6 protein-coding genes and 2 pseudogenes are annotated in these 5646 nt (G+C 38.3%); 3 read left to right on the top strand and 5 right to left on the bottom strand.

The window, feature by feature from the left end; all coding sequences use genetic code 11:
• The 3 genes and pseudogenes from UF75_RS24530 to UF75_RS28755 all read left to right on the top strand — a co-directional run.
• Positions 1-553: MFS transporter (locus UF75_RS24530; protein ID WP_045577141.1), on the top strand; the 553-nt coding region annotated here is incomplete at its 5' end.
• A 90-nt stretch (positions 554-643) separates the two neighbouring features.
• Complete coding sequence (locus tag UF75_RS24535; RefSeq protein ID WP_045577142.1) at positions 644-1060, top strand: cupin domain-containing protein; 417 nt, start codon at positions 644-646, stop codon at positions 1058-1060.
• Positions 1061-1219: 159 nt separating this feature from the next.
• A pseudogene (locus tag UF75_RS28755) lies at positions 1220-1306 on the top strand (IS200/IS605 family transposase); the annotation flags it as partial.
• A gap of 1405 nt (positions 1307-2711) precedes the next feature.
• Here the strand turns inward: UF75_RS28755 and UF75_RS24545 are convergent.
• From UF75_RS24545 to UF75_RS29500, 5 genes and pseudogenes are all read right to left on the bottom strand, one after another.
• Positions 2712-3320 (bottom strand): HD domain-containing protein, encoded by a 609-nt coding sequence (locus tag UF75_RS24545; RefSeq protein WP_045577144.1) that lies wholly within the window; start codon positions 3318-3320, stop codon positions 2712-2714.
• A 173-nt stretch (positions 3321-3493) separates the two neighbouring features.
• Entirely contained in the window at positions 3494-3844 is a 351-nt protein-coding gene (locus UF75_RS24550) for a hypothetical protein (protein WP_156146607.1), read from the bottom strand.
• A 101-nt stretch (positions 3845-3945) separates the two neighbouring features.
• A complete protein-coding gene (locus tag UF75_RS24555; protein ID WP_082075335.1) occupies positions 3946-4341 on the bottom strand; it encodes a GNAT family N-acetyltransferase in 396 nt (131 codons plus the stop codon).
• Between the two features lie 255 nt (positions 4342-4596).
• Positions 4597-5115, bottom strand: a complete 519-nt coding sequence (locus tag UF75_RS24560) for a GNAT family N-acetyltransferase (protein WP_045577146.1) — start codon at positions 5113-5115, stop codon at positions 4597-4599.
• 83 nt (positions 5116-5198) lie between these two features.
• Positions 5199-5646: pseudogene (locus tag UF75_RS29500) on the bottom strand (hypothetical protein); the annotation flags it as partial.

The following is a 5646-nucleotide window of genomic DNA, read 5'->3' on the forward strand; positions in this document are numbered from 1 at the left end:
CATCACCCAGTTCCTCCAAAGCGTCAGCAAGTATAGTCCGCTTAAGGCCGGCGTCGCCTTTCTACCGATGACTATCGCCAACTTCGCAATGGCCATCGCTGTTCCGAGGTTTACGCGGCAGTTCGGCAACGCGCGTCTGCTCGCCGGTGGCGTCACCGTTACGATGATCGGGATGGCCTGGCTTAGCCGCATCTCCGCCGACAGCTCCTACCTCACCGGGATCGCGCTGCCGATGGTCCTGATCGGTATCGGCCAAGGTGCCTCCCTAGGTCCCCTCACCGTCTCCGGCATCACAGGGGTTGCCTCAAAAGATGCCGGTGCCGCCTCCGGGCTCGTCAACGTCGCCCATCAGCTCGGCGGTTCCCTCGGACTCGGGATCCTTGTCACGGTATTCGCCGCCGCTGGCTCCGCCACCCTCGACGCCCGGGATCTACTCGCACACCGCGTCGCGATCTCGCTCACCGCTGGTACGGTAATGCTTGCGCTAGCGCTCGTTGTCGTTGTTATGCTGATTGTCCATCCCCGCAAGGCCGTTGAAGTAAATAGTAAATAAGTGGATCAGGATGTAACCAAGTTAACAGAGTTTTTTGGTAAGAATCTTTAACAATCAAGAAAGTAGTATTATGAAAAAGGAGAATAGAACATGAATAAATCAAATAATTTAAGTGAAAGTGTAATCTTCCCGAAAGGTGAAAAAATTACGAATGACTATTTCATAGGGACAGCATGGCTTGAAATGCTAGTCTCTAATGACAGCACGTTTAATTGCCCGATAGGTAATGTAACTTTTGAACCAGGCGCAAGAAATAATTGGCATAAACATCCAGGTGGCCAGCTTCTGCTTGTTACCGGTGGCAAAGGATATTATCAGGAGGAAGGCAAGCCGGTACAGGTGCTTCGTGAAGGGGATGTAGTAAAGATCCAACCGGATGTGAAACATTGGCATGGTGCAACACCGGATAGCTGGTTTACACATATCGCGATAAGTACTAATGTCCAAAAGGGAGACGCCGAATGGTTGGAACCCGTAACGGATGAAGAATATAACAATTTTAAATAACATGAGTTTTATCTTGCGGTGTCGCTGAAAGTTCTTATTATTTAACAGGCAGGATTCCAGAACGGTTTTATCGGTAATACCCGTAAGTTAGTTAAAGATATCCGTTTAAGAGAAAAAGCTGGATGACCGCAGGGAGACTTTCATTCAGCTTTTTTTACCTCTAAATTCATTTCTACTGTTGGAGGTGCGCCGTTAGCTATTGTTAAGCAGTATATTGAAAGTCAAAAGGTTTCAGAGAGGAGGTAATGCCTTGCACAAAGCCTTTAAATTTCGGCTATATCCAACCAAAGAACAGATTGTAGTTATTTGAGGAGGAACAGAAAACCCTAAAGTGAGCAAGGATTTATGGAATACAGAAATTTGCCGCATGAAGGCGGTAAAATCAGCACGAACGGTATTGGTGCAGGAAGCTTTGAATAAAATAGTTGATATTATCTGAGAAAGGAATTACTTATTTTGCATGCAATCCTATGCACCGCATGCCAGTATTGCGTTGATGGCTGCCCAGAGAAGATACCGATACCAAAATACTTTCCTTGAATAATGTCGCCCGTCAGTCGGTGAGAGGAGAAGTAACTTATAAATTTTATTGGGTCCTATAATAGATATTATGTAAAGTAGAGTATTTAATACCATGGGGGAGTAGTGCTAAAATAGCCCAATAGCTTGATTTTGCCAGCATCAAGTTATCGGACTATTATTTGTGGTAGTGTTGTTGTAATCTCTTTTTCAAATTTATTGTAGACAGGAACTACTGCCGAGTTAGTTTTCCACTCAACAAGTCATCAGCTACCGTTTTTCTGTGTGGCTCATTTTGCTACTGAACTAAGGTTAATCGGCTGAAGTATTTCTTCCATGTAAAAACAGCCTCCAGAATCATCTGTAATGATTCAAAGAGTCTGGTCTAGTACAAAATCATCCAATCCGCGGAAACCATAGTAATAGGGCTAAGTATGTACGTATGGACAGATTTCACTGATTTAACTAATGAGACACTACTAGAGCACTTTGAATTGTGCGATTAAACTGTTTGAGATTAAACTTTTAAAACGAAGATTTAACCTTTTTACTAGGAGCCACTTCTAATGTTTTTTGACTATGCGTTAAAATACTCTTTAGTGCATAGTTGAATTAAGTGCTTTGGATTAAATTGGATGTCCTGCTTATATAGGGAGCAAAATTTCTGAAGGAAATTATCTTTATATTCCCGCCTAAGTTCTCTAATTCTACCTACCTTCTGCTAACTGATTTTCTAATACTTTTTAAACTTTATTAGCTACCCATCTGTCACAAAATCAAAATTTACTCCTCAGTCCGTTTTTGTACATAATTATCTTGTTTTATTCTTTTGGAGGTTTGCCTATCTTCCCCTCTTCCCCTCAGTCTAAAACCTGGCACTGGTGAACCGTTCGACCAGGGTGGTTGATTTAGGAACTTGAAAATATAATCCCCTATTGTCCATCCGTTAGAAAATTGAATCATAGATGCTAACGAAGCGAAGATTATAAAAAATGAACAAATTGTTCCAACGACCCATCTCTTCATTTTCCACCTCCAATTACAGAGTTCATAATCCCATTATATGCAAAACGAACAATTTTGAGATGAAACGCAAGTCACCCCTTCTTGTCCAAAACTGCACATAAAAATTTTAGGCAAAAGTATTTTCTTTAACATTAGGAAGCACATCATAAATTGAACGCTTCATGTTCTTTTCAAAATAGTCTTTTATTTCAATTGTCCTTTTCCATCTCGCAACAGTATGTTCATGTACACCATACCTGAAAGCAACATCAACAAATCTTTTTTCAAGTAAACAAAATCCTGTCGGCAAAGCTAAAGCATCACTTAATTGTACTATTAAGTCATAATCATCATAGACAGCTAAATTTATAATGCTTTCAGCTAGTTCGTATTCTTCTTTCGTAACGTCCCACTTTCCTGTTGCTGTACGAATATCTTGTATCATAAATGAATGTGTAAGACAAATTCTAGCAACTTCCTCCCAGCCTTGTTCCATACAATATTGGTATCCAGCAATCGTATGACGTTCTGAAACTATTCCTACTCGTCTACCTATATCATGCAACAACCCTAAAATATATGCTTTATTACTATCAAGATTTGCACAATGTTCAGCAATATTTTTACAAGCTAAAGCTACAAATTCGGAATGTTGTATCCACAACCCTGGATTTAATTCTTTTGCCTGTTCAAGAACCTTTAACGCTGTATTTTTATTGGGATAGTAATTGCACATAATTGCACTCCTCTGTATCACGAATATTAAAAATGTGCACCTATCCTACGATGCGAAATAAATAAAGCTATCATTCCAAATACTACTAATGATTAACGACGTTGAGTTACTACCCCAAAAGCATATTTCGATGTTGCAAGCCCTCTGTTAGAGTCACGCTGGGCAACGTAAACCTAATCCTTCTTCTTTGTTGTTACATACATCCAAAATTCATTTGAATACAAAAAAATGAGTCCAATGACAATACCGAAAAGCGAACCACATGAAATAGCCCTTGAATCGTTCCATCCTACTATTTTGGCAATAGCCAAACTTACAACTAACCCACCTGTAAATATATAGGTTTTTATATTTAGAATCCTATCAAGCCCAAATTTCCGTTTGCCGACCCATAAAACCAGTAGGCAGACTACCATGGATGCAATAAAAACTGCACGATACTCCCAATTCACATTGTACAACGCTGAAGTAACCATCCATAAAGCTAGAAGGATACTAAAAATTCTTATCAAGTTATTCATCACTTAAACATCTCCCATATCAGATTCAGAGACGACCATGGGGGAGTCCCATTAATTTCCTCTCAAACTGCATTAATTCACAATATGAGAAGAATGAGAAATAGTCAAATAAACTTTTCGTAGGAAACAGCGTATTCCTTAAAACCATACTTTTCATATAACCTTTTTGCATTATTGTTCCAGGAATAAGCATGCAATTTTATTCGACTTATTCCTTTTTCTTCCATCCAATGAGTTACGTTATCTATTAACTTTCTTCCAATACCAAAACCTCTTGCACTGACATCGACAAACAATTCATCAAACAATCCCATTTTCCCTGTTCCATTATCAGCCGTTTCTTCTTGCTCAACTATCTTCCCCAGGGCATATCCTAAAGGTATTCCATCTATTTCTGCAATCAATATTAAAGTATCTTCATTTCTGGTTTTAAATGTTGTCTCAGCTCTTTCTCTTATAGAACTTAAAACCAGTTCATAATCGTCATATTTACATTCAATACTATGATTGTTTCATTAAAAATACTTAGTTTTACTGCAAACTCAACGAAATTGTCCATATCCTCGTCTAATGCCATTCTTATACATATCTCCATAGACTTATCCTCCAGTTACAAATAATAGGTTCCTTCTTCGTATCAAATTAGCTCGTAATATCCTATTGAACGAACTAAGTATGGATTATGTACGTACGAATTGCAGGTTCTTATAATTCTTCATGTACTAAGAATAACAAAGTGAACTAAAGATTTGCATTCATTTAGAATATAACGGGTTAATCCTTGCCATTAAATATTCATTCTCATATTTGCCGTTTCTGATACCTGCAAGACGCTTAATCCCTTCTTTATCAAAACCAAACTTTTCATAAAGATGAATAGCTCTTTCATTGTCTTCAAAGACTGTTAACTCAACGCGAATAAGCATCAGCCAATTGTCAGCAATATCAAGTAAAGCTTTCATTAAAGAAGTACCAACACCCATATTCTGATATTCTTTGTGAACCATAATTCCAATATTTCCGCTATGTCGTGTGCGATGATTTGCATTGACCGTTAAACCCGCTGTGCCAATAATGAGTTCTTCGTCATTTTCAATTTTTGTAACAGCAACAAATTGGTGTTGGTTGCTGTCCATATTTATAATAAAATCTTCATTACGTTTTACTCTTTCTGACGGAATGCCAAGTATATTTTCAAACACTCCTGGCATACGCCTAAGTGCATTTACACCTTTGCCATCTCCAATATCTATTGGCCTTATTAAAAATTCCATTACTTCCCCCCTATATTAATATATAAATACTCTTAAGGCTCTTTGTCAGAATAAAGTGAATTAACCACTCGGCTTACAAAAGGCTATTTTCCTAAAACGACCTGCTCTTCTAATTGCCGATAACCTTGTATATCAACTGGTAAATAAATTTTGTAGTTACCTTGATTTATAAGTTTATCAGTATAATCATCCCAAGCCTTTGTTGCTTCATTCTGTCCTTTCGGAATCGACTGTAATATAGAGTTTTTTAGTTTTCCCCTGCCCAAAAATATCTGAGTTATGCTGATTATACCTGGAGAGTTGATGTAATCAGATGCGTTACTAAAACCATTGTCTTTAATAGTTTTATTGTAAGTTATCTTGGCAAAGTCACTATCCTGTAACGAGTCCATCGATTTCTCCTGTTGCTCCAAATAAGATTTAGCTTCATCAGCTGTTACGGTTTTTCCTTGCTTTTTTACCTCATTATCTATTAAAGCATTCTTTACTAACAAGCCTAGTGCAACTTTCTCATAATAGGATTCGTCCTGT

The sequence above is a fragment of the Desulfosporosinus sp. I2 genome (assembly GCF_000960765.1).
In the GTDB taxonomy this organism is placed as follows: Bacteria; Bacillota; Desulfitobacteriia; order Desulfitobacteriales; family Desulfitobacteriaceae; genus Desulfosporosinus.